At 55.8% G+C, this 21,574-nt stretch carries 18 protein-coding genes and 1 pseudogene; 4 read left to right on the forward strand and 15 right to left on the reverse strand.

Annotated elements, in window-relative coordinates; all coding sequences use genetic code 11:
* Positions 1-21 precede the first annotated feature (21 nt).
* Positions 22-2,121: an elongation factor G gene (fusA, locus tag A4308_RS16190; RefSeq protein ID WP_032636425.1), complete on the reverse strand. Its 2,100-nt coding sequence runs from the start codon at positions 2,119-2,121 to the stop codon at positions 22-24.
* 161 nt (positions 2,122-2,282) lie between these two features.
* Between fusA and A4308_RS16195 the strand changes: the two genes are divergently transcribed.
* On the forward strand, positions 2,283-2,582 hold the full coding sequence (locus tag A4308_RS16195; protein ID WP_023330483.1) for an ArsR/SmtB family transcription factor: 300 nt from the start codon (positions 2,283-2,285) through the stop codon (positions 2,580-2,582).
* A 62-nt stretch (positions 2,583-2,644) separates the two neighbouring features.
* Here the strand turns inward: A4308_RS16195 and A4308_RS16200 are convergent, their stop codons facing one another.
* A complete protein-coding gene (locus A4308_RS16200) occupies positions 2,645-3,100 on the reverse strand; it encodes a GNAT family N-acetyltransferase (protein ID WP_045282183.1) in 456 nt (151 codons plus the stop codon).
* A 164-nt stretch (positions 3,101-3,264) separates the two neighbouring features.
* Between A4308_RS16200 and pdxR the strand changes: the two genes are divergently transcribed.
* Positions 3,265-4,761, forward strand: coding sequence for a MocR-like pyridoxine biosynthesis transcription factor PdxR (gene pdxR, locus A4308_RS16205; protein ID WP_045282138.1), 1,497 nt, complete (start codon positions 3,265-3,267; stop codon positions 4,759-4,761).
* A gap of 82 nt (positions 4,762-4,843) precedes the next feature.
* Here pdxR and A4308_RS16210 read toward each other — a convergent pair whose 3' ends face one another.
* The 11 genes and pseudogenes from A4308_RS16210 to A4308_RS16265 form a co-directional block, all read right to left on the reverse strand.
* The gene (locus tag A4308_RS16210) at positions 4,844-5,845 is read right to left on the reverse strand and encodes a Kdo(2)-lipid IV(A) acyltransferase (protein WP_045282139.1); all 1,002 of its coding nucleotides are present in this window, start codon (positions 5,843-5,845) and stop codon (positions 4,844-4,846) included.
* Between the two features lie 193 nt (positions 5,846-6,038).
* Positions 6,039-6,269: a tautomerase PptA gene (gene pptA, locus A4308_RS16215; protein WP_045282140.1), complete on the reverse strand. Its 231-nt coding sequence runs from the start codon at positions 6,267-6,269 to the stop codon at positions 6,039-6,041.
* A 37-nt stretch (positions 6,270-6,306) separates the two neighbouring features.
* On the reverse strand, positions 6,307-6,924 hold the full coding sequence (locus tag A4308_RS16220; RefSeq protein ID WP_045282141.1) for a glutathione S-transferase family protein: 618 nt from the start codon (positions 6,922-6,924) through the stop codon (positions 6,307-6,309).
* Between the two features lie 41 nt (positions 6,925-6,965).
* The gene (locus A4308_RS16225; RefSeq protein ID WP_014883934.1) at positions 6,966-7,853 is read right to left on the reverse strand and encodes a transporter substrate-binding domain-containing protein; all 888 of its coding nucleotides are present in this window, start codon (positions 7,851-7,853) and stop codon (positions 6,966-6,968) included.
* 9 nt (positions 7,854-7,862) lie between these two features.
* Positions 7,863-8,636 carry an amino acid ABC transporter ATP-binding protein gene (locus A4308_RS16230; RefSeq protein WP_032636419.1) on the reverse strand — a complete coding sequence of 258 codons (774 nt, stop codon included), beginning with the start codon at positions 8,634-8,636 and terminating at the stop codon, positions 7,863-7,865.
* Positions 8,620-9,546, reverse strand: coding sequence for an amino acid ABC transporter permease (locus A4308_RS16235; protein WP_032636418.1), 927 nt, complete (start codon positions 9,544-9,546; stop codon positions 8,620-8,622). The genes A4308_RS16230 and A4308_RS16235 overlap by 17 nt, the downstream gene beginning before the upstream one ends.
* Positions 9,547-9,555: 9 nt before the next feature.
* Positions 9,556-10,065, reverse strand: a complete 510-nt coding sequence (locus A4308_RS16240) for a GNAT family N-acetyltransferase (RefSeq protein WP_023330489.1) — start codon at positions 10,063-10,065, stop codon at positions 9,556-9,558.
* Between the two features lie 9 nt (positions 10,066-10,074).
* Positions 10,075-12,338 (reverse strand): annotated as a pseudogene (locus tag A4308_RS22815) (NtaA/DmoA family FMN-dependent monooxygenase).
* 17 nt (positions 12,339-12,355) lie between these two features.
* Complete coding sequence (locus A4308_RS16255; RefSeq protein ID WP_014883940.1) at positions 12,356-13,477, reverse strand: amidohydrolase; 1,122 nt, start codon at positions 13,475-13,477, stop codon at positions 12,356-12,358.
* On the reverse strand, positions 13,474-14,475 hold the full coding sequence (locus A4308_RS16260) for an LLM class flavin-dependent oxidoreductase (protein WP_045282142.1): 1,002 nt from the start codon (positions 14,473-14,475) through the stop codon (positions 13,474-13,476). Before A4308_RS16260 ends, A4308_RS16255 begins: the two co-directional genes overlap by 4 nt.
* 110 nt (positions 14,476-14,585) lie before the next feature.
* Positions 14,586-15,125, reverse strand: coding sequence for an AAA family ATPase (locus A4308_RS16265; protein WP_045282143.1), 540 nt, complete (start codon positions 15,123-15,125; stop codon positions 14,586-14,588).
* Between the two features lie 417 nt (positions 15,126-15,542).
* Here A4308_RS16265 and ansP point away from each other — a divergent pair, with 417 nt between their 5' ends.
* A complete protein-coding gene (ansP, locus tag A4308_RS16270) occupies positions 15,543-17,039 on the forward strand; it encodes an L-asparagine permease (RefSeq protein ID WP_014883943.1) in 1,497 nt (498 codons plus the stop codon).
* 93 nt (positions 17,040-17,132) lie between these two features.
* Here ansP and yncE read toward each other — a convergent pair whose 3' ends face one another.
* Positions 17,133-18,194, reverse strand: coding sequence for a 7-bladed beta-propeller protein YncE (gene yncE, locus A4308_RS16275; RefSeq protein ID WP_045135531.1), 1,062 nt, complete (start codon positions 18,192-18,194; stop codon positions 17,133-17,135).
* 243 nt (positions 18,195-18,437) lie between these two features.
* Here yncE and pqqU point away from each other — a divergent pair, with 243 nt between their 5' ends.
* Positions 18,438-20,552, forward strand: coding sequence for a TonB-dependent receptor PqqU (pqqU, locus tag A4308_RS16280; RefSeq protein WP_014883945.1), 2,115 nt, complete (start codon positions 18,438-18,440; stop codon positions 20,550-20,552).
* 120 nt (positions 20,553-20,672) lie between these two features.
* On the opposite strand, the gene A4308_RS16285 is transcribed toward pqqU, so the two are convergent.
* Positions 20,673-21,341 carry a GntR family transcriptional regulator gene (locus A4308_RS16285; RefSeq protein ID WP_014883946.1) on the reverse strand — a complete coding sequence of 223 codons (669 nt, stop codon included), beginning with the start codon at positions 21,339-21,341 and terminating at the stop codon, positions 20,673-20,675.
* Between the last annotated feature and the right edge of the window lie 233 nt (positions 21,342-21,574).

The following is a 21,574-nucleotide window of genomic DNA, read 5'->3' on the forward strand; positions in this document are numbered from 1 at the left end:
ATAAGAGAGAGGGTTGACGTACTACTTCGCGCGCTTCGAAATAATCTCATCCGCAACATTCCGCGGTGCTTCCGCAAAATGATGGAACTCCATCGTATACGTCGCGCGTCCCTGGGACATCGAGCGTAATGTCGTGGCGTAGCCAAACATCTCGGCCAGCGGCACGTCAGCGCGGATAATCTGGCTGCCGTACTGCTCTTCCATGCCCTGCACCATGCCGCGTCGGGAGGAGAGATCGCCCATGATGTTACCGGCGTACTCTTCCGGTGTTTCCACCTCCACGTGCATGATCGGCTCAAGAATCACCGGATCCGCCCTGCGAGCGCCCTCTTTGAAACCAAGGATTGCCGCCATGCGGAACGCCATCTCAGACGAGTCGACATCGTGGTACGAGCCAAACGTCAGCGTCGCTTTAACATCGACAACCGGATAGCCCGCCAGCACACCGCTGTTCATCGCCTCCCGCAGCCCTTTCTCAACGGACGGGATATACTCGCGTGGCACCACGCCGCCCTTGGTCGCATCCTCAAACGTAAAGCCACTGCCAGGTTCTGTCGGCTCCAGGCTCAGGACAACATGGCCATACTGCCCTTTACCACCGGACTGACGGACAAACTTACCTTCGATATCCTTCACCGCCTTACGCAGGGTTTCACGGTAGGTCACCTGTGGACGACCAATGTTCGCCTCGACGCCAAACTCACGCTTCATACGGTCGACGATAATCTCCAGGTGTAACTCACCCATTCCGGAAATAATGGTCTGACCGGACTCTTCGTCAGTATGCAGACGGAACGACGGATCTTCCGCTGCCAGACGCTGCAGCGCGATCCCCATTTTCTCCTGATCGCCTTTGGTTTTCGGCTCGATTGCCAGCGAGATAACCGGATCCGGGAACTCCATGCGTTCAAGCGTGATAACGGCGTTCGGGTCGGTCAGCGTATCACCTGTGGTCACGTCTTTCAGCCCAACGCAGGCCGCGATGTCCCCGGCGCGCAGTTCATCCACCTCGTGACGGTCGTTGGCGTGCATCAGCACGATACGCCCGATGCGCTCTTTTTTTCCTTTCACCGGGTTATAGACCGCATCACCTTTACGCAGCACGCCAGAGTAAACGCGGATAAAGGTCAGTTGCCCGACATACGGGTCGCTCATCAGCTTGAATGCCAGGGCGGAGAACGGCTCATCATCGCTCGGATGACGCTCCGCGTGCTGCCCTTTTTCATCCACGCCATCAATGGCCGGCACGTCCAGCGGGGACGGCATCAGCTCAATCACCGCATCAAGCATGCGCTGCACGCCTTTGTTTTTGAACGCGCTGCCGCACAGCATCGGCTGGATTTCGCCAGAAATGGTGCGGATACGCAGGCCTTTAATCATGTCCGCTTCCGTCAGATCTCCCGTTTCAAGGTACTTATCCATCAGCTCATCGCTGGCTTCCGCCGCGGCTGAGACCATTTTTTCCCGCCATTCCTGGGCGGTACTGACGAGATCATCCGGCACGGGTGCATAGGTAAACACCATGCCCTGAGTGGCATCGTCCCACAAAATGGTGCGCATCTTGATGAGATCCACCACGCCGGTGAAGTGCTCTTCCGCGCCAACCGGAATCACAATCGGCACCGGGTTGGCCTTCAGGCGTTCCTGCATCATCCGCACCACGCGGAAGAAATCGGCCCCCGGGCGGTCCATTTTGTTAACAAACGCAATGCGAGGAACTTTGTATTTGTTCGCCTGACGCCAGACGGTTTCCGACTGTGGCTGCACGCCACCCACGGAGTCATACACCATGACCGCGCCGTCGAGCACGCGCATGGAACGTTCGACCTCAATGGTGAAATCCACGTGCCCCGGGGTGTCGATGATGTTGATCCGGTGCGGTTCAAACCCTCTGTCCATGCCTGGCCAGAAGCAGCTGACCGCCGCGGAGGTAATCGTGATCCCGCGCTCTTGCTCCTGCGCCATCCAGTCAGTGGTTGCCGCGCCATCGTGTACTTCACCCAGCTTATGGCTCATCCCGGTATAAAACAGGATGCGCTCAGTGGTGGTTGTTTTACCGGCATCGATATGCGCGGAGATACCGATGTTGCGATAACGTTCGAGAGGGATGGGTCGGGGCATACTATTTCCTTAAGTCTTTCTGACTTGTCTGTGACGACCGGGATGGTCGTGTATTCGTTCGTTTGCTATAATAGTCCTATTGTACGAGTATTATCGAACTATTTTTTACGGGTTGACCTATTGTTGATATAGCTCAATCTGACGCCATACGCAGGAAAACGATGATCCCAAACCACCCTGAAACAGAACAAATACTGCTGGAAAATGTGCTGTTTGCCCTCGGCAACCCGCTCCGGCTGTCAATTATCCGCCGACTTGCTGACGGCGGCGAACTCAGCTGTAACGCGCTGCGCCCGGAAGATGTGGTGAAATCCACCATGACCCACCACTGGCGCGTATTGCGGGACAGCGGCGTCATCTGGCAGCGTCCGCAGGGACGAGAAAACATGATTTCTTTGCGAAGAGACGATCTGGATACCCGTTTTCCAGGGCTGATGGAGATACTTTTGCAGGCTAAATGATAAGAGTACGTCTGGTTTAATGCCCCTTAAAGATTTAAGGGGCACACGGACAGCGAAGGGATTTATCTTACGTACATACGATATTCAATCATCCCGCTTTTTTTCGCAATCCAGTCGTACAATCGTTGCGCGCGATAATTGGCTTCATGCGTATGCCAGTAAAGATGGCTGGCGTGATGTTTTCTTGCTTCTCTCTGCACATATTCTATTAACTGTTTGCCCGTGTGTTTGCCCCTTGCTGCATCGCTGACATATAAATCTTCGAGGTAGCAATAATCGCTCTCGGACCAGGTCGAACGGTGAAAAAGATAATGCGCAAACCCCACCACCTCTCCATTGCATCGTGCCACTACGCAGAATACTGGCTCAACGGGGCTGAAAAATCGTTGCCAGGTTCGTTCAGTCACTGCCCCGGACAGATTGACGTTGTAAAATTCCTGATATTTTCTCCATAGTGGCATCCAGCTTTCAAAATCACGTTCTTTAACTGCTTCAATGGTCACGCTCGTATTATTCATATTGCCTCTGTGCTTATCCCGTATTTGTTTCAGGAAGAGTGTATTCGCTGAATGGCCCGTTTTGCCCCGCCAATTCTCATCACAAAGGCAGACCAATTTTTCATCCTGCTGCATGCACTATTGCTTTAGAATCAAGGGACACAGAGGGAAAAGTGGACAACATAATGTTTAAGCACGCGCAGCTTGAAACGGTTAAGGCATGGATTTCCGACCCTGCAAACGGTTCACTACCGCTTCATGAAAGGATCCAGAGAGCGATACGCACATTGATACTTGAAGGGACCTTATCGCACGGTAAGGCGCTTCCTGCTTCACGTGCGCTGGCTACCTCATTGAATGTTTCGCGGGATACGGTTGAAGCAGCCTATTCCAGCCTGCATGCAGAAGGTTTTATTGAGCGGCAAACAGGCAGAGGGAGCTTCGTCTCTTCCAGCGCCCGGTTTTTAAAACCACGTATCCGACAGCATCCGCCAACCGCGGAAACACGAAAAGCAAAACTTAGCGCCCGTGGAAAGGTCATCTATGAAAGTGGCGGGATCCGCGAGTTTTCTTCGCCACGTCCGCTGGCGCCCGGTATCCCCGAAACCCGCCTGTTCCCCATTCCAAGCTGGGAGCGTCTTCAGCGGCAGGTCCTGAAGGAATATCAGCACAAAATACTGGAGCAAAGTCCACCGCAGGGCATGGAGCGCTTACGGCGGGCCATCGCGGAATATGTCAATCTTGAGCGCGGGACACGTGCGAGTGCAGAACAGGTGATCGTTCTGACAAGTTCTCAACAGGCGCTAGCGCTCTGTTCACACGTGCTGCTGGACAACGGGGAGAGTATTGTCATTGAAGATCCCACCTATCAAGGGGCACACAAAGCGTTTAAGGCTGCCGGACTGCACCCTGTCCCGGTTCCTCTTGATGAAAAAGGCATATCCGTTGGCGCACTTAATTCGCTAACCGAACCTGCCAGAGCTATCTACCTTACCCCTTCTCATCAGTATCCAACCGGGGTGACACTCTCTCTTGACCGACGACTGGCCGTCATTGACTGGGCAAACCGTCACGCCGCCTGGATCATTGAGGATGACTATGACAGTGAGTTTCACTATGAAGGAAAGCCTATGGCCTGCCTTCAGGGGCTGGATGCTTACAACCGGACAATTTATATCGGCACGTTCACCAAGTCGCTGTTCCCCGGGCTACGTATTGCGTACATGATCGTCCCCTCAGAACTGACCGAGCCCTTTACCATGGCCAGGACATTAATGGACGGCCATACCGCATCAATCACTCAACTGACGCTGGCTAAATTTTTGGAGGGGGGCCATTTTGGTGCCTATATTCGCAAGATGAGGAACGTTTATGTTGCTCGTCGCGACAAACTGGCCAGCCTGATGGACGAGTATCTTTCTGATTATGTTGTGTACGCAACGCCAGCGGGTGGCATGCAGATGCCTTGCCACCTGAGGCACGGGTTATCCGAGAAGGATATTGCCGCCGCGGCCCGTCGCGCTGATATTGATATATTAGGACTTACCGGCTTATATGCAGGCAGCCCGGTATCCACCGGTTTTTTAATGGGATTTGCCGCTTACACCGAAAGGGAAATAGAAGACGCGGTAAAAAAGCTGGCCGCAATTTTCCGGTCATGTTGTTATCTCTCGCCACTGTAGATACTCGACAGCAGCCCTGGTGGCCTGCGGACTATGCGCCGTACCGCAGGCCCTCACCGCATGGTGAGGGCAGGATGCTCCCTTAGTGCTGGACGCCCGAGCGGTCAGTAAGCTCGTCGGCGGAGAGAATATCCGCTCGCGATGCCACGCTCTTGCGGCGGGCGTACCTGTCCGGCTGGCCTTCCGGGCGCGTTTTGAAGCGTCGGTGGAGCCACATATACTGCTCCGGTGCCATCAGCACGGCTCGCTCGATAGCCCTGTTCATCTGCGTTGCAACCGTCTCTTTGTCAGCACCCTGCAACGACGCGCTGATATCCTCAAGAATAATCAGTTCGTAACCGGTTCCGTCCGCCCTGCGACGCGGCACGAACGGAATCACGGCGGGCTGAGCGCTTTTTACCAGCATATAGCTTCCTGCCGTAGTTGCGGCATCCGGGACAGCAAAGAAGGGTGCAAACACGCTGTTAGCCTTGCCATAGTCGTGATCCGGGGCGTACCACAGAATCTCATTCTGCTTCAGGGCGCGGATCATGCCTTTTAAATCATGACGGTCCAGCATGGTTTTATTAGAACGCAGACGCCCGCGCGTCTGAAGCCAGTCCAGCAACGCATTATTATTCGGACGATAAACCCCAATCCCCGGGTTGAGCATGCCAAAAATCCGCGCGCCCAGTTCAAGGGTGAGAAAATGCATGCCAACCAGCACCACGCCCTTTCCTTGCGCCCTGGCCTGCTCCATATGCTCATACCCGCACACGGTAAAGCATTTACGCACCCGCCACTCGGGCCAGAACCACGCCATGCCGGTTTCAATTACCCCCATCCCCACGGATTCAAAGTTACGCTGCAGCAAGGCTTCACGCTCCTCTGCTTTCATCTGCGGGAAGCATAGCTCAAGGTTGCGGCGGGCAATCGCCACGCGGCGAGAGAGAAGGCGCATAGCCAGCCGCCCGAGGCGATGTCCAATTCTGAATAACAGCGGATAAGGCAGTAGCATAATGAGCCATAGCGCGGCGATGCCTGTCCAGCTTAGCCAGTATCGAGGATGGAAAAAGGCAGGTGAAAACCGGGGTAATTTTGTCATGAGAAAATTATCCTTTAACGTTGCTGTCCTTAATTGATTCTGTTGTCGATCTTTCCTAAGGATTTATAAAATGTCAGTCAGGAACGTAAAGTGTACCGGATAAGATTAAACTTATTTTTATCGTTTTTTGCGGAAAGAAGGCTGGAGAGGCAGACAAAGCCGGGTAAGACGAAGCGGCCACCCGGCATAAAACTTACATTGAATATCCCGGTTTCTTAATCAGGTCATCCATCTTCGGGGCGATCTCGGTATCCCAGACCTTGGCTTTCCAGTCTGCTTCCTGAACTTCATTCAGCGCTACCGAAATGGAACGGTCTTTACTGTTAAGATGGCGCGTAATCACTTCGGCAATATCGGCCGCCAGCGCGGTTTTTTGTTCGTCATTGAGATCGCGGGGAAAGTATTTGATATCTACGTGTGGCATATGCAGGTTTCCTGTTGTGGTTGAGCGCTTCACGTTATCAGATAATAGTATTTGCCTTTAACACCTTGTGCAGTTCTGGCAGCTGACAGACGGTATCGGCGATCGCCGTAAATTTCGGGGTATTGGCAGCAAACCAGTCGTGACGAGCCCCCCAGGTGCGCGCCACGGCAATATACACATCCAGCAGCGTCAGTCGTTCTCCCAATGCAAACGGCGCGGCTTTAAGCTGACTTTCGAACCATAAATAGAGGGATTTCCGGTACGCAATGCAGTTTTTCTGCAACTGTTCCGGTGCGTCGGGCGCCCAGCGTTCGGGATAATCTGCAAACGTAAAAGTGGGATAGACGTTAGCCACAAACCAGATAAGCAAACGCTGAAACTGCTGGCGTTCGACCTGCCCCACGGGCGGCGCAAGATCGGGACAGCGGTCGAGTACCATCAGGGCAATCGCCGCCGTTTCGGTCATGATGGCGCCATTTTCCAGCGCCAGCGTGGGCACCTGACACAGCGGATTGAGCTTTTGCAGCAACTCACGCTGCGGACCAGGCTGGTCAAACCCGTCCACGTTCACAAACTGATAAGGGATATCGGCCAGGGTCAGCATCACTTCACTGATTGTCGAGCCCCAGCCGGGTACGCCATAAAGTTTCATCATGTTGCCCCCTCAGGGATGAAAACCCTAAGTGTAGAGCACCATTAGTAGGTTATCCCAGGCGGGTTGACCTCCGACTGCGTGACCGCTTCGCCCTGTTCACCCCAGCGCGCCAGCACCTTCTGGTACTCACCCCGCGCAATCGCCCCGTCCAGCGCGGCCTGCAGGGCGTACACCAGCCCATTCCCCTTTTTCGTGGTCGTGGCGACAAAGGCTTTCTTTGGGCCTAACCCCACGACGCGCGTTTTTCCGGTGAGCGCCGCTTTCCAGGACGAAACCGACTGCGGACCAAATAACACATCCGCCCGGCCAGACTGAATATAGAGATTGCCCGAGGCATCGTCGTGGAGATAGACCGGCAGCGCAGGTTCGCGTCCCGCCTTTTTGTTCTCCTCGTTCCAGCCCAGCAGGATGCGCTCCTGATTGGTCCCCGAGCCGACAATCACCTTTTTCCCGGCCAGATCTTCCGGGCTTTTGATCGACTGAATCTCGCTGGTGGATTTCACCGAGAACGCCAGCGAATCGACGCGGTAGGTCGCAAAATCAAACTTCTCTTTACGCTGTTCGGTCACCGCAATGTTCACCAGCGCCACGTCGTAGCGTCCGGAGGCGATCCCCAGCGGCCAGTCTTCCCACGCCGTCGGTATCAGCTTCAGCTTGAGCCCCAGGCTACCCGCCAGCAGGCGGGCGATATCCGGATCGCTGCCGATGCGCGTGCGATTGTCGCTGGCCAGCAGCGCCAGCGGTGGAGAGTTCAGCATGGAAACGGCAACCGTAAGCGTTCCCGGCTCAACAAACCTGTAGTTTGCGGGGATCTTCGCCACCGCCTGCCGATCCACCGTCACCGGCAGCGGCTGCTCGTTGGCCTGCACATCAATCCCGGCGTGGCTCACCGTCGTGAAGAACAACCCAACCAGACATCCATATTTCATCTGCGCTCCTTACAGCACTTTAGAGAGGAACTGGCGCGTTCGCGGGTGCGACGGACGGTTTAAAACGTCGTCGCTGTTGCCCTGCTCCACAATTTTCCCGTCGACCATAAATACCACCTGATCCGCCACTTCCCGGGCAAATCCGATCTCATGCGTGACCACCACCAGCGTGGTGCCAGAGCGGGCCAGCTTTTTGATGACGTCCAGGACTTCCCCCACCAGCTCCGGATCCAGCGCCGAGGTAGGCTCGTCAAACAGCATTACGCGCGGACGCAGCGCCAGCGCACGGGCAATGGCAATGCGCTGCTGCTGGCCGCCGGAGAGATGGCGGGACCAGGCGTCCGCTTTATCCCTCAGCCCCACCACATCCAGCAGGCTATATGCCCTTTCCACCGCCTCTTTCCTGCTGAGCTTTTTATGCGCGATGGGCGCCTCAATCAGATTTTCCAGCACCGTGAGATGCGGAAAGAGATTGAAGTTCTGAAACACGTAGCCCACGTTGACGCGCTGCTTGAGGATCTCGTTCTCTTTCAGTTCGTAAAGCCTGTCACCCTGACGACGGTAGCCAATGTAGTCCCCGTCGATCTGGATGAAGCCTTCGTCGACGCGCTCCAGGTGGTTAATGGTGCGTAGCAGCGTCGATTTACCCGAGCCGGACGGTCCGAGGATCACCGTTACGGAGCCCGGCGGGATCTCAAGCGTGACGTTGTCGAGCGCTTTATGGCGGCCAAAATATTTGCTGACGCCGGTAATTGAAATATGTCCTTCAGGAGAGGCTTGCATGGACGGGCTCCTGTGCAGGCGTGGTGGTGACAGCGCGGCTACGACGGGTGGCGCTGTTCTGGTTCACGGCGGAGCGGCGTTCGCTGCGGGCGAGCCCGCGCTCAACACCATACTGGATAGCGGACAGAACGGTGGTGATCGCCAGGTACCACGCGGCACCGACCATCAGCAGCGGGATCACCTCCTGCGTGCGGTTGTAGATCATCTGGATGGTATAGAACAGCTCCGGCATCGCCAGGACATACACCATCGCCGTACCCTTGGCGAGACTGATAATTTCATTGAACCCCGACGGCAATATGGTACGCAGCGCCTGGGGCAGAATGATCCGCACCGTGCGACGCCATGCGGGCAGGCCGAGCGCGGCGGCGGCCTCATACTGGCCGTGATCGACCCCGAGGAATCCGCCACGAATGATCTCGGCGGTATAGGCACTCTGAACGAGGGTTAACCCCACCACCGCGGTAGAAAATTGCCCGAGCACGTTGATGGTTTCAAAACTGCCCCAGGTGATGCGGGTGAACGGTACGCCGATCGAGAGCGTGTCGTAGAGATAGGAGAAGTTGTAGAGGATGATCAGCACGACTATGAGCGGCAGCGAGCGGAACAACCAGATGTATCCCCACGCCAGGCTGCTTAACAGCCAGGAGGAAGAGAGTCTCGCCAGGGCCAGCAGGCCGCCAATCACCACGCTCAGCGCAGTGCCGATCAGGGTCAGCAGCAGGGTCTGCCCGACACCTGCGAGGATCACCGGGTCAAAGAACCAGCGGGCAAACACCGCCCACTCCCAGCGCGGGTTAAAGGCCACGGACTGGATCACAACGGCCAGGATAAACAGGGCCACCACGGCGCCGACGGTCCGCAGCGGATAACGCGCCGGGACCACCTTAATGGTTTCAACGTTGCTCATCGTCGTTCCTCATGCGGTTTTACTGAACGCTTCGCGTACCAGCGTTTTGGTGAAACGCAGCCGACCGTCAAACGGCGGCTGGCTGTACTCTTCCGGGTCACGGGTGAGATCGAACTGCGGCTGGTATCCCTGGCTGAGATAGAGCCGCACCGCTTCCGGTTGACGAAAACCGGTCGTCAGGTAGATCTGGCTGTAACCCGCCAGCACCGCCCTGCGCTCCAGTTCCTGCACCACGCGGGCAGCAAGCCCCTGCTGACGCAGGGATTTGTCCGTCCAGATGCGTTTAATTTCGGCGGTCCGTTCATCAAAGGGTTTGTACGCACCGGTGGCGATAATCTTCTCGTCACGTTCCAGCACGATAAACAGCCCCTGTGGCGCCAAATACCACGCCGTGAGCTCAACTTCCGCGTCCTTAGAGAAGTAGTCGCCGTAGCGGGCGGCATATTCACCGAACAGTCCCTCGATAATCGGCTGCAGTTCGGCATCTTCCGGCGAAACATCACGAAATTGTTCACGCATAGCGCCTCCTTAATCTCCCAGACCTGCCGGGTTTACCTCGGAATGAGCAATGCGCTCAACCCCTTCTCCCCAGCGGTTTAGTACTTTGTCGTAATCGCCGTTTTTGATTACGCCATTAAGCGCGGTTTGCACCGGCTCGACCAGGCCGCTGCCTTTTCTCAGCGTGACCGCGATATGCGCCGCTTTCGGCCAGCCGCCGTCCACGCTGCCGACGAGTTTGGTTTTGCCGTTGAGCGCCGCTTTCCACGCGCCAATCACGTTCGGGCCAAAGTAGGCATCCGCGCGCCCGGACTGCAGCGCCAGCGTTTGCGCCGCATCGTCTTTGGTGTAGATCGGAGTAAAGGGTTTTAGCCCCTTCTTGAGGTTCTCGGCATTCCATGCCAGCAGAATGGCTTCCTGATTGGTACCGGAGCCCACAATAATCCTGAGCCCGGCGATGTCCTCTGCTTTTTTAAGCGAGGTAATCGGGCTGGTCGATTTCACGTAGAAACCGAGGGAGTCCTTACGGTAGGTGGCGAAATCAAACTTCTCTTTGCGCGCTTTGGTGACGGTAATATTGCTGATGGCGGCATCGTATTTTCCGGACGCCACGCCCAGCGGCCAGTCTTCCCACGAGGTCGGCACCACGTTCAGCTCCAGCCCGAGGCTGTCAGCCACCAGGCGAGCGACGTCGACCTCGCTTCCCAACAGCGTTTTGTTGTCATCGGAGAAAACCGTGAGCGGCGGTTGATTCAGCCCCGCTACCGCCACGGTAAATTTCCCGGGCACGGCAAAGCGATAATCCTTCGGTAGCTGCGCCACCGCATCACCGTTTTTGACGGTGTTGATCGGCGTTTTATTGGCCTCAATACTCACGCCAGTGCCGTTAATCGTGACATTCTCTGCCCGGACGACAGGGGTAAAGGCCAGCGCGAGCGCCAGAATAAGCGATGTTTTCTGCATAGCGGTGTTCTCTTTTATTGTTGTGTGAACGTGTTTTTCGGTTGATCCAGACCTAAGCTGTCGCGCAGCGTGGTGCCGGGATAGTCGGTACGGAACAGGCCGCGGGCCTGCAAAACGGGCACTACCTGGTCAACAAAGCGCGGGAAGGTATCCGGCGTGCCGCCCTGAATGATGAAGCCGTCTGCGGCATAGCCTTCAAACCAGGCCTGAAGGCCGTCTGCAACCTCTTCCGGCGTGCCGGAAAAACGCGGGCGCGGCGACGCGGCTTCCAGCGCCACCTGGCGCAGGGTTAAGTTGCGCTCGCGGGCGTTACGCTTAATTTCATCGGTGGTGCTGCGGAAGCTGTTTTTCCCTAGATCGCCGATATCCGGGAACGGCTCGTCGAGCGGATACTGACTAAAATCGTGATGCTCAAAATAACGTCCGAGGTAATTAAGGGCATCGTGAATCGACACCAGCGCCGCCGTAGTCTGGTACTGGTTTTCCACGTCTTCGGCATCGTTGCCAACGATGACGCTGACGCCCTGGAAAATCTGTAAGTCAGACGCGCGCCGACCGTTCGTTTCCAGTTGCTGTTTCACGTCACGATAAAACGCTTTCGCTTCTTCGAAGGTGTCATGGTGGGTAAAAATGGCGTCGGCATGTTTTGCCGCCAGTTTTTTCCCGTCATCCGACGCACCGGCCTGAAAGACAACCGGACGTCCTTGCGGCGTGCGACCAATATTGAGCGGCCCGGCGACCTGGAAGAAATCCCCGTGATGATTCAGGGGGTGCAGTTTAGCCGGGTCAAAAAACTGACCGCTCTCTTTATTACGGATAAAGGCATCCTCTTCCCAGGAATCCCACAGCCCTTTCACCACATCGAGATACTCATCGGCAATGCGATAGCGCAGCGCATGTTCCGGGTGTTTTTCGCGGGAAAAGTTCTTCGCTGAACCTTCCAGCGGCGAAGTCACCACGTTCCAGCCAGCGCGTCCGTTGCTCAGGTGGTCGAGGCTGGCGAACTGCCGTGCCGTGGTAAAGGGCTCGCTGTAGGAGGTGGATAAGGTTCCCACCAGCCCCAGGCGCGAGGTAATACTTGCCAGCGCAGATAACACCGTTAAGGGCTCAAACCGGTTTAAAAAATGCGGGATCGATTTTTCGTTAATATAAAGACCGTCGGCAACGAATAAGAAATCGAGTTTGCCCTCTTCCGCTTTTAATGCCGTCTCTTTAACGAAATCAAAATTGATACTGGCATCCGCGACGGCCGCCGGATGACGCCAGGCGGACATATTTCCGGATGCGCCATGCAAAATGGTCCCGAGCCGCAGTTGACGATGTGCAGACATATTTACCTCATGATTAATCAGACGTGTTGCAGGGCGTGTTCCGCAAGCTGGGCAAAATAGCGGGCAGCGGGTTCAATTAAGGCTTCATCCGGATTAAATGCCGGGTGGTGTAAACCAAACGGACTGTTGCTGCCGATGCTGACAAACGCGCCGGGCACAGACTGGAGATAGACTGCGAAATCTTCTCCGCCCATATGTAGCTCGGCGTGATGGGTTTCATACCCCGCTTCACGGGCGACCGAGGTGGCGAAATCGGCCCAGCGTTGGTCATTGACCAGCGCAGTGGGCCCGGCAAACCAGGTGATATCAATCTGCGCGCTAAAAGCACTGGCAAAACCGGCCGCAATTTCCCCCACGCGGGCCTTCACGTTCTGCTGCACTTCCGTGCGGTGAGTGCGTAGCGTACCTTCCAGCTCAACGCTTTCCGGCAGCACGTTCCAGGTGTTGCCCCCGGCGATGCGCGTCACGCTCAGCACTACCGAATCCAGCGTATTCACATTGCGGCTGGCGACGCTTTGCAGCGCGGTCACCAGCTGGCTGGCCAGGAGAATAGCGTCGTTGCCTTCATGCGGGCGCGCGGCGTGCGCGCCTTTACCGGTAATGCGGATCGCGAAGCGGTCGACGTTGGCATAGAACGGCCCGCCACGGGTCGCGAACTTCCCCACCGGCAGGCCGGGCTCGTTGTGCATCCCAAAAATCGCGCTGACATCCCGCAGGGCACCGGCCCGCACCATGCTCTTCGCCCCCCCAAAGTTCTCTTCGGCTGGCTGAAACAGGATACGCACCCGCCCCTTAAGCGAGGCTTCCCGCGCTTTCAGTTTTAACGCTGCACCGAGGATCACGCTGGTATGGATATCGTGTCCGCAGGCATGCATCACGCCGGGCTGCTGCGAGCTAAACGGCACGCCGCTGCGCTCCTCAATGGGCAGGGCATCAATGTCTGCCCGCAGCGCGATCAGTTTGTTACCGGTCCCGATCTCCGCCACCACACCGGTCGGCAGGTCGTAAGGCAGCGGCGTGATGCCCGCGGCTGACAGCCACCGGCGCAGGCGCGCGGTCGTTTCCACTTCCTGGCCGGACAGCTCCGGGTTCTGATGCAGCTCGCGACGCCAGGCAATCAGTTGTTCACCAAAGCTCATACGGTAACCTCCCTGTTCAGACGCGCCTCGGCCAGCAAACGCAGGGACTGCACGCGCGTTGCCCCCTCCGCAACCGGCGTGTCGATGATAAATTCGTCGATCCCCCACTGCGCGTGTAGCGCGTTCAGCTGTTCCAGCACCGACTCCGCCGTCCCCACCAGCAGCGACTGGGCGCGACGGGCGATGCGCACCGGCTCACTCCCGGCCTGACGCGCAAAGGCATAGGCCTGATCCTCGCTGGCGACGGTCACGCGCTGGCCGTTTGCCAGCTCAACACCCCACACTTCGACCTTCTGCGCCAGGGCTTCGGCCTCAACCTGGGTCGGCGCGATAATCGCCTGCACCGCCACTATCACCTCCCGCGCGCTGTTCTTGCGCCAGGTCGAAACCACCTCGCGTAACAGTTCCGGATCTCCGTTCAGATGCGCGGCAAAGACAAAGTGCCAGTCGAGTGATGCGGCGAGCAGCGCGCTTTCCGTGCTGGCGCCCAGCAGAAAACCCTGTGCAGGTACCGGCGGCTGCGGCGTGGCGCGAACGGCTTCCTCCGCAGAGTGGTTTTCAGGGCGGATCCAGCGATCGAGCTGGGCCAGCTGTTCGGCAAAGCTGCCCTTTTCCTGCTGATCCAGCCCCTGCTGCAGCGCGCGGGTCGAGAGCGGTAATCCCCCAGGCGCTTTTCCGACGCCAAGATCCACGCGGCCGGGCGCCAGCGCGGCCAGCACGTTGAAATTCTCGGCGACTTTATACGGGCTGTAGTGCTGGAGCATGACGCCCCCGGAACCGACCCGGATGCGCGTTGTTTGCCCGAGGATCCAGGCAATCAGCAGCTCCGGCGAGGGACTGGCAAGCTGAGGGGTATTGTGGTGTTCGGCAATCCAGAAGCGGTGATAGCCCAGATTTTCTGCCTGCTGCGCCAGCGCTAACGTACGCGCCAGTGCATCGGCAGCCGTTTCGTTTTCAGCGATGGGGCTTTTGTCCAGAATGCTGATTCGCCATGACATGTTGCGTTCTCGTTTGACTTAACATGTCGACATTATTAAAGGCGTATTTCACCACTGAGAAACAATTAATTTACATTTAGTTTTCTGGAAATCAGATATACAGCGCCCTGCTAGGGATGAGTTTTCAGCGAAGCAATCAGCGCATCCGCCTCCTGGCGATGGGTGATGCGAACAAACTGAATGTGGGCGTATTGCGGGTTTTTCATATCAGCGTCGTAACGCTCGCGGTTAATGCGCCAGGTTTTAAGGGTCCAGATGATGATGGATTCCCGGCTGAAAAATGAGCGGCGGAAGCTTTCGCAGTTTCCGGTGCCAGGCCACAGTTCCTGTTGGTGCCATGCGCGTTTAAACGCGCGCGTCACCGCCTGCCAGAGCGTACGGACAAAACCGCAGTCCACCCACACGACCAGATCAACCTCACGCCATTTCACCGGGCGCGTGCGGTTGTAGTTGCCATCAAGCACCCAGCCGGGTGTGGCAGCGAGCGTATTTTCCAGCGTCTCCAGTAGCTCCTCATCGGGCGTTCCCTTCCACTCAGAACGCCAGTAGAGCCTGTCCATCTCAATATAAGGGAGCGACAGTTCCGTCGCGATGCGCCGGGCAAGCGTACTCTTTCCGCTCCCGCTGGTACCGATAATATTGATTTTCACCGTTCCGCCTGGCCATGCTGAAGAAAACATTTCGGATCATATCGTTTTATTTTTGTTAATGAAATGCCCGTGACGCGCTGCCTCATTGCGCGCTACCTCAACGTAATTATTAAGGATTTCTGATGATTAAAGCAGCACTTCACTATTAGTTTTGTCTAAAAACTCGCCACGATTCAGCGTGTTGTAATCCTCATCTGCTCTGACCACACGATTTCCTTCGACCTGCATCACTTTCGACACGGTTATATTTTGCGTCGCTTATGAATTGCAGGTAGGATGCCTCGCCATGTTTCGCCTTATCCATACGCAGAATGACTGGGAAGGCGACATGTGTTTGCGCAGAAGCAATCGTTTGTATCGCTCTCTGCCAGGCAGGACTATCACGATAATGGTTCAGACAGGCAAACAGGTAACTCAATGAAAACAAGCAATAAAAGCGCAGCCGATCATCACGCTGCTAAACGTCGCTGGTTGAACTCCCACGAAGAGGGCTACCACAAAGCGATGGGCAACCGTCAGGTGCAAATGATCGCCATCGGCGGCGCTATCGGAACAGGTCTGTTTTTAGGTGCTGGTGCGCGTCTGCAAATGGCTGGCCCGGCTCTCGCCCTGGTGTATCTGGTGTGCGGGATCTTCTCTTTCTTCATTCTTCGCGCACTGGGTGAACTGGTGCTGCATCGTCCGTCCAGCGGGAGTTTTGTTTCCTACGCCCGTGAATTCCTCGGTGAAAAAGCGGCCTACGTGGCAGGCTGGATGTACTTTGTCAACTGGGCGATGACCGGTATCGTCGATATCACCGCCGTTGCGCTCTACATGCACTACTGGGGCGCGTTCGGTGACGTGCCCCAGTGGGTCTTTGCCCTTGGTGCGCTGGCGATTGTCGGCACCATGAACATGATCGGCGTGAAGTGGTTCGCCGAAATGGAGTTCTGGTTTGCGCTGGTAAAAGTGCTGGCGATTGTGATTTTCCTGGTCGTCGGGACCGTGTTCCTCGGCAGCGGTAAGCCGCTGGATGGCAATGCCACCGGCTTCCACCTGATAACCGATAACGGCGGTTTCTTCCCGCACGGTCTGCTGCCTGCGCTGGTTCTGGTTCAGGGCGTTGTGTTTGCCTTTGCCTCTATCGAACTGGTCGGTACCGCAGCGGGTGAATGTAAAGACCCGCAGACCATGGTGCCGAAAGCCATCAACAGCGTGATCTGGCGTATCGGTCTGTTCTACGTTGGTTCCGTGGTGCTGCTGGTTCTGCTGCTGCCGTGGAATGCCTATCAGGCTGGTCAGAGCCCGTTTGTCACCTTCTTCTCTAAGCTCGGCGTGCCTTACGTTGGCAGCATCATGAACATCGTGGTGCTGACGGCGGCACTCTCCAGCCTCAACTCCGGCCTTTACTCTACCGGTCGTATCCTGCGCTCTATGTCGATGGGCGGTTCTGCGCCGAAGTTCATGTCGAAGATGAGCAAGCAGCACGTACCGTATGCCGGTATTCTGGCGACCCTGGTGGTGTATGTCTTCGGTGTATTCCTGAACTATCTGGTGCCGTCTCAGGTCTTCGAGATCGTTCTGAACGTGGCCGCACTTGGGATTATCGCCTCCTGGGCCTTTATCGTGGTTTGCCAGATGCGCTTGCGTAAAGCCATTAAAGAAGGCAAAGCCGCAGACGTCAGCTTTAAGCTGCCGGGCGCACCGGTGACCTCATGGCTCACCCTGCTCTTCCTGTTTAGCGTGCTGGTACTGATGGCGTTCGACTACCCGAACGGTACCTATACCATCGCCACCATTCCGCTGCTGGCCGTATTGCTGATCGCAGGCTGGTTCGGCGTACGTAAACGCGTTCACGAAATTCACAGCACCGCGCCGGTTCATCCTGATGATGAAAAACACGACGCACCGCTGGTGGAAGAGACCTCGCGTTAATAAAAAAGCCGGGTGGCGGCTTCGCCTTACCCGGCCTATATCTTATCGTTTTTGTAGGCCCGGTAAGCGCAGCGCCACCGGGCAATTCCCACATTAGAGTGCAATACGAATCACATCGTCAGGCTGAGTGGCTTCCTGCTGGCGAGTGGATTTTTGTTTCACCGTCACGTACAGGATTTTGCCATCGGCAGACAGCGCCAGGCTATTCGGGTAGACAGGCGTGTCGAAGGTTTTTGTCACCTTATAAGACTTCGCGTCAATCACGCTCACTTTACCGGCTTCACGGTGCGTCACGTAGGCTTCATTGCGAGCCGGGTTAAACAGAACCGCCAGTGATTCAGGCGCCGCAATTTTCTCAATCACGCTGCCGTCTTTCAGGCTCACCACCAGCACTTCCGGCTGTTTTGAGTCGGTCAGGAAGGCACGCTGACCGGCGGTGTCCAGGCTCAAATTCAGGTAGAAGTGTTCTTTGCCGTCGTCCTGCACTTTTTTGCGGCTGAGGATGGTGTTGGTGGCGGTATCAATGGTGACCAGCTCGCCGTCCGCATTCGTTGTATACAGGCGTTTCGCCCTGGCATCAAGCGCCAGCCCGGTGCTGTAGGTACCCGTATTTGCGATGGTTCCTTTCAGCTTCAGCGTGGCGCCATCCACCACCCAAATCACGCTCTCTTTGCCCACCCCGGTGATGTAAATCGTGTTGCTCGCGTCATCCGCCACCAGCTGTCGCGGCTGCAGCGGTTTCACCGTTTCGCTGCGCTGGCGACTATCGAGCACCAGACGCCCTTTCACGTCGCCCGTTTTCGCATCAATGGCCGTCACCGCACCGTTGATCGTGTTACCCAACCACAGGGTTTGCGTCGCGCCGTCGAGGGTTGCACCAAAAGGTTTGAGATCGCTATGAATGGCCTGCGTGACCTCCAGCGTGGCAGGATCAAGACGATAGATAATCCCACCCTTGTCAGTTTTACGGCTTTGCGACGTCGCAACCCACAGCGCATTCTCCTGCTGGCTGACCGCCATTTCATAGGCACCTTTACCCACTGCTTTACGCAGCATCTCTTCGGCGGCATGCACCTGGAAGGTTCCGGCAAACAGTAAAGCGGCAGACAGCAGAGAGGTGCTCAGTCGCGGTGAGCACAGATGGCGTAAAGACATAACAATTCCTTTTTTGAAAAATGGGAGTACGGCTGACATCGCTTCCGGCTGGCAACGTCATGGCGTCGCCGTTATGATAATGAGAATAGTAATCATTAATGAGTTAAAAGTGGAGTTTTTCTTTCCCTTCTCGCCTTTCATTAACGCAATGTGCGGTTATAGTTTTCAAAACATTTACAAAACCTTTAACATGTATGGACATGTTCCATTTGGTTCGTTTACACACCACAACCGGTTTTACTCATGAAAATCATTTCTGCCCGTAAGGCATCTCTCCCGCTGCTGCTGGTCCCCGTTGTTTTTGTGCCGCTTAGTGCGATCGGCGCAGAGGAACAAACCATGATCGTCAGCGCCACGCCGCAAACCGTATCAGAACTTGATACCCCGGCGGCGGTCAGCGTCGTGAATGGCGATGATATGCGTCATGCCACGCCACGCATTAACCTCTCTGAATCGCTTGGCAGCGTTCCCGGGCTGCAAATCCAGAACCGGCAGAACTATGCCCAGGATCTCCAGCTTTCAGTGCGTGGGTTTGGTGCCCGATCAACGTTTGGCGTGCGCGGCATTCGCATGTATGTCGACGGTATCCCTGCCACCATGCCGGACGGACAGGGCCAGACGTCTAACATCGATCTCTCCAGCATTGACAGCGTTGAAGTGCTGCGTGGCCCCTTCTCTGCCCTGTACGGTAACGCCTCTGGCGGCGTGATTAACATGACTACCCAGACCGGGCAGCAGCCACCGACCCTTGAGGCGAGCAGCTATTATGGCAGTTACGGTACATGGCGCTATGGAATGAAAGCCACCGGCGCCATGGGGGACGGAACGCATGCGGGAGACGTGGATTACACGGTTTCGACTACCCGCTTCACCACCAAAGGCTTCCGCGACCACAGCGGCGCGCGGAAGAATCTGGCTAACGCCAAACTGGGTGTACGCATTGACGACGCCAGCAAGCTGACGCTGATTTTCAACAGCGTGGACATGAAAGCCAACGATCCGGGCGGGCTGAGCTATCAGGAGTGGCAAAACAACCCACGTCAGTCTCCGCGCGGCGATCAGTACAACACGCGCAAGACCATCAAGCAGACCCAGGCCGGGCTGCGCTATGACCGCCAGCTTAGCGCTCAGGACGATCTGAGCGTGATGATGTATGCCGGTGAGCGTGAAATGACGCAGTATCAGTCGATTCCGTATCAGCCGCAGCTGCGACCTTCTCACTCCGGCGGCGTGATTGATATGCAGCGCCACTATCAGGGCGTTGATACCCGCTGGACGCACCGTGGTGAGCTGCTGGTGCCGGTCACCTTCACCACCGGTCTGAACTATGAAAACATGAGCGAAGATCGTCGCGGGTACGAAAACTTCGTGATGAACAACGGCGTGCCGGATTACGGCGTTAAAGGCGATAAGCGTCGTGATGAACGCAATCTGATGTGGAACGTCGATCCTTATCTGCAAACCAGCTGGCAGTTAACGCAGAAACTTTCCGTCGACGCGGGCGTGCGTTACAGCTCGGTCTGGTTCGATTCCAACGACCACTACGTTACGCCTGGGAACGGCGATGACAGCGGTGACGCGAGCTATCACAAATGGCTCCCGGCAGGCTCGGTGAAATATGCGGTGACGGACGCGTGGAACCTCTATGCGGCCGCAGGACGTGGATTCGAAACGCCGACCATCAACGAACTTTCTTATCGCGCCGATAATCAGGGCGGCCTGAACATCGGCCTGAAACCTTCCACGAACAACACCTATGAAGTGGGCAGCAAAACCCGCATCGGTAATGGTCTGCTGACGGCAGCGCTGTTCCGCACAGACACAGATGATGAGATCGTGGTAGATGCCAGCGCTGGCGGTCGTACAAGCTATAAAAATGCCGGGAAAACTCGCCGTCAGGGGGTAGAAGTCTCTCTCGATCAGCAGTTTGCTGAGAACTGGAAACTGAAAATGGCGTGGACGTACCTGGACGCCACCTACCGCACCAACGTCTGCGGCGATGCCGACTGTAATGGCAACCGTATGCCGGGCATTGCCCGCAATATGGGCTTCGCGTCGTTTGGCTGGCAGCCAGAAGAAGGCTGGTACGCGGGTTCTGACGTGCGCTATATGAGCGACATCATGGCTGATGACGAAAACACGGCGAAAGCGCCGTCGTACACGGTGGTTGGGCTCAATACCGGGTATAAATTTAACTATGGCAACTGGGGGATGGACGTCTTTGGCCGCGTAGATAACCTGTTCGACAAAGAGTATGTCGGCTCCGTTATTGTTAACGAATCGAACGGGCGTTATTACGAGCCCGCACCTGGCCGTAACTACGGTGTTGGTCTGTCGGTCTCTTATCGCTTCGAGTGAGAAAAAAAGTAAAGTTTATTTTATAAATGAAATAATGCTCCTGATGGCAATAAGCCATCAGGAGTTATTCACCAGATAAATAATTAGGTGCGGGATATAGTCGCTCTGCTAAATAATCTCTTAGTTAAAATATTGTCGCTGTAAAAGCGTATTCGCTTCATCAATCAACTTATCAATCGCCTTCTGGCTGGCATCAACATCTCTTCTCTCAAGGGCTGAAAGCAGTTCGTCATAGTGATAAGTCGACACTTTGATGTCATCAAGCTCACGGTGAAGATAGTTAATACACGGGCCGATGCGCACCCATAGCTGTTCAATCAACGCATTCAGCGTCGGCATTTCGGCATACTGATAAAGCGTAAACCGGAAGACACGATTCGCATGGAGCGCCTGCTGGACGTTCCCGTTGCGCATGGCCTCATGAAATACGTCCGACAATTTGCGCAACGTCTCCAGCTTTTGCTCAGACATATTCTGACAGGCTGCGGCGACTGCCATGGGCTCAAGCTGTTTGCGAATGGCGTTAATTTCGTTATAACGATCCAGCGTGACCTCTGGCACCAGAAAGGCCTGCGCGGGCGTAGCGTGTAACGCCCCTGCCGACACCAGACGCAGCAGCGCTTCGCGGACCGGCGTAATACTGGTTCCCAATTTATCGGCAATCTCTTTCGTAATCAGCCGTGCGCCAGGTTTGAGGGAGCCTGTAATTAATGCTCCTTTCAAACTGAGTTCAACTTGCATGGTAAGACTGATCCTTTGGGCTTTTTCTAAGTGATCCAAATCAAGCATGTTCAATTCCTGTAGCTAAAACTTAATGCTATTTTTAAGCGTCGGTTTAATAAAACGACGCTGCTTCGATATATCCTGTATCGTCATGCCTGGTGGTGGGAAGTACGTAAAAACAGCAAAAAAAGCAAACTGTGATTTTTTATCGGCTTCGGGCGCATCCGGGATGATGGCGCGAAAAACCATGTCCGTTAATTAAAGACAATATATCGTATCTTCACAAATAAATATGGCGG

It is taken from the genome of Enterobacter sp. ODB01 (assembly GCF_001623605.1).
GTDB lineage: Bacteria > Pseudomonadota > Gammaproteobacteria > Enterobacterales > Enterobacteriaceae > Enterobacter > Enterobacter kobei.

Excerpts from the sequence above, each read along its gene's own strand:
- fusA (WP_032636425.1), bottom strand. The coding sequence starts at position 2,121 with ATGCCCCGACCCATCCCTCTCGAACGTTATCGCAACATCGGTATCTCC.
- A4308_RS16195 (WP_023330483.1), top strand. The coding sequence starts at position 2,283 with ATGATCCCAAACCACCCTGAAACAGAACAAATACTGCTGGAAAATGTG.
- A4308_RS16200 (WP_045282183.1), bottom strand. The coding sequence starts at position 3,100 with ATGAATAATACGAGCGTGACCATTGAAGCAGTTAAAGAACGTGATTTT.
- pdxR (WP_045282138.1), top strand. The coding sequence starts at position 3,265 with ATGTTTAAGCACGCGCAGCTTGAAACGGTTAAGGCATGGATTTCCGAC.
- A4308_RS16210 (WP_045282139.1), bottom strand. The coding sequence starts at position 5,845 with ATGACAAAATTACCCCGGTTTTCACCTGCCTTTTTCCATCCTCGATAC.
- pptA (WP_045282140.1), bottom strand. The coding sequence starts at position 6,269 with ATGCCACACGTAGATATCAAATACTTTCCCCGCGATCTCAATGACGAA.
- A4308_RS16220 (WP_045282141.1), bottom strand. The coding sequence starts at position 6,924 with ATGATGAAACTTTATGGCGTACCCGGCTGGGGCTCGACAATCAGTGAA.
- A4308_RS16225 (WP_014883934.1), bottom strand. The coding sequence starts at position 7,853 with ATGAAATATGGATGTCTGGTTGGGTTGTTCTTCACGACGGTGAGCCAC.
- A4308_RS16230 (WP_032636419.1), bottom strand. The coding sequence starts at position 8,636 with ATGCAAGCCTCTCCTGAAGGACATATTTCAATTACCGGCGTCAGCAAA.
- A4308_RS16235 (WP_032636418.1), bottom strand. The coding sequence starts at position 9,546 with ATGAGCAACGTTGAAACCATTAAGGTGGTCCCGGCGCGTTATCCGCTG.
- A4308_RS16240 (WP_023330489.1), bottom strand. The coding sequence starts at position 10,065 with ATGCGTGAACAATTTCGTGATGTTTCGCCGGAAGATGCCGAACTGCAG.
- A4308_RS16255 (WP_014883940.1), bottom strand. The coding sequence starts at position 13,477 with ATGAGCTTTGGTGAACAACTGATTGCCTGGCGTCGCGAGCTGCATCAG.
- A4308_RS16260 (WP_045282142.1), bottom strand. The coding sequence starts at position 14,475 with ATGTCATGGCGAATCAGCATTCTGGACAAAAGCCCCATCGCTGAAAAC.
- ansP (WP_014883943.1), top strand. The coding sequence starts at position 15,543 with ATGAAAACAAGCAATAAAAGCGCAGCCGATCATCACGCTGCTAAACGT.
- yncE (WP_045135531.1), bottom strand. The coding sequence starts at position 18,194 with ATGTCTTTACGCCATCTGTGCTCACCGCGACTGAGCACCTCTCTGCTG.
- pqqU (WP_014883945.1), top strand. The coding sequence starts at position 18,438 with ATGAAAATCATTTCTGCCCGTAAGGCATCTCTCCCGCTGCTGCTGGTC.
- A4308_RS16285 (WP_014883946.1), bottom strand. The coding sequence starts at position 21,341 with ATGCTTGATTTGGATCACTTAGAAAAAGCCCAAAGGATCAGTCTTACC.